1 protein-coding gene and 1 pseudogene are annotated in these 1,761 nt (G+C 76.7%); one reads left to right on the forward strand and one right to left on the reverse strand.

What is annotated here, in order from left to right; all coding sequences use genetic code 11:
* On the reverse strand, positions 1–471 hold a 471-nt coding region (locus JNW87_RS38315), incomplete at its 3' end, for an SseB family protein (protein WP_238455435.1).
* A 152-nt stretch (positions 472–623) separates the two neighbouring features.
* On the opposite strand from JNW87_RS38315, the pseudogene mycP reads away from it, so the two are divergent.
* Positions 624–1,761, forward strand: a pseudogene (gene mycP, locus JNW87_RS40340) (type VII secretion-associated serine protease mycosin); the annotation flags it as partial.

A 1,761-nucleotide genomic window follows, 5' to 3' on the forward strand; every position in this document is an offset into this window, starting at 1 on the left:
GTCCCGGCCGGGCACGGTGGCGCTGGCCCGGGCGGCCGTCTCGGCCCGTTCGAGGCGGGCCCGGGCGCCCATGGTCCGGCCGGGCAGCCGGACGTCCCCCCGGGAGAGTTGCGCGACGAACCACGCGGGCAGGTAGCCCTCGATCGGCAGCCCGGGATTGACCGCCAGCCACCACTCGTGGTTCGGCCAGTCCGCCGCCAGGTCGGCGTACGGGACGCGCCGGCTGGTGCCCGCGTTCTCACCCAGGCTGGCCCGCAATGCGGTGATCGACGTGAATGCCAGGACGTGCGTCCGGTCGCCGGTGGTCCAGGTCCCCCACCCCATCGGCGCCTGCCCGGCGAGCGCCTCCGCGGAGACCGGCAACAGCAGCTCGACGCGGGTCAGGATGCGGAAATAAAGCTCCTGGTCCTGGGCACGCAGCGCGTCCCGCATCGCCACCTCGGCCTCGGTAGCCGGTTCCCATCCGGTCACGGCCACCTCTCCTCCCGCGAACAGGCCATAGGTATCGCGTACAACCTACAAGGTAGTAACAAGATCAGGATTGCTGGCCGTCGGCGGCCCACCGGCCGGCAGCGGAGGCGCTAACATCGCGTTCCGGAGTCGCCACGATACGGAGGCGGTCGATGTCCCGGCCCACCGCGCGCCCGGCCCTGACCGCCCTGGCGGCGGTCGTCGCCGCCGTCCTGCCGGCCGCGCCGGCCACCGCCCGGCCGCGCCGGCCTGTTCCGCGGCGCCCGCGCCGGTCCGCCCGGTGGCCGAGCAGCCGTGGCCCCAGCAACGGTACGCCCCGGACCGGCTCACCCCGTTGGCCACCGGCGCCGGGGTGGTCGTCGCGGTGGTCGACTCGGGGGTGGATCGGCGGCACCCGCAGCTGGCCGGTCGAGTGCTCGACGGCGCCGACTTCCTCGACCCGGGCGGCGACGGCACCCGGGACTGTGCCGGCCACGGCACCGGAGTGGCGAGCATCGTCGCGGCGGCGCCCCGCCCGGGCGTGGCGTTCCGCGGGCTGGCCCCGGGCGTCCGCATCCTGCCGGTGCGGGTCAGCGAGCAGCAGGTGGTCGACGGGCGGGAGTCGGGGCGTACGGTCGGCGCGGCCGACTTCGCCCGGGCGATTCGTTGGGCGGTCGACCACGACGCCGACGTGCTCAACCTCTCCGTCGTGCTGTACGCGGACGACCCCGCGGTCCGCTCGGCGATCGCGTACGCGGTGCGGCGGAACGTGGTCGTGGTGGCCGCCGCGGGCAACCTCCACGACAGCGGGGACCCCGCCCCTACCCGGCCGGGTACGACGGGGTGCTCGGGGTGGGCGCGATCGGCGCGGACGGCCAGCGGTCACCCTTCTCGCAGACCGGCCCGTACGTCGACCTGGTCGCGCCCGGCGGTGACGTGCTGATGGCCGCCCCCGGGCAGGGGCACCACCGGGCGGAGGGGACGAGCTACGCGGCGCCGTTCGTGGCGGCCACCGCGGCGCTGCTTCGGCAGTACCGCCCGGAGCTGACCGCGACGGAGGTGGCCGGGCGGATCGTCGACAGCGCCGACCCGGCCCCGGGACGCGGCGACGGCTACGGCGCCGGGGTGCTGAATCCGTACCGCGCGGTCACCGAGACACCCGGACCGGTGGTGGACCGGCCGGCCCGGGCGGCGGCACTCCCGATGGACGGCACCGACCCGGCCGCGGCGGCGCACCGGGCCCGGCGGGCGGTGGCGCGGCACCGGGCGCTGCTGGTGGCCGGCGTGGTCGGGGCGACCACGACCGCGGTG

The sequence above is a fragment of the Micromonospora sp. ATA51 genome, from assembly GCF_016802855.1.
Lineage (GTDB): Bacteria > Actinomycetota > Actinomycetes > Mycobacteriales > Micromonosporaceae > Micromonospora > Micromonospora sicca.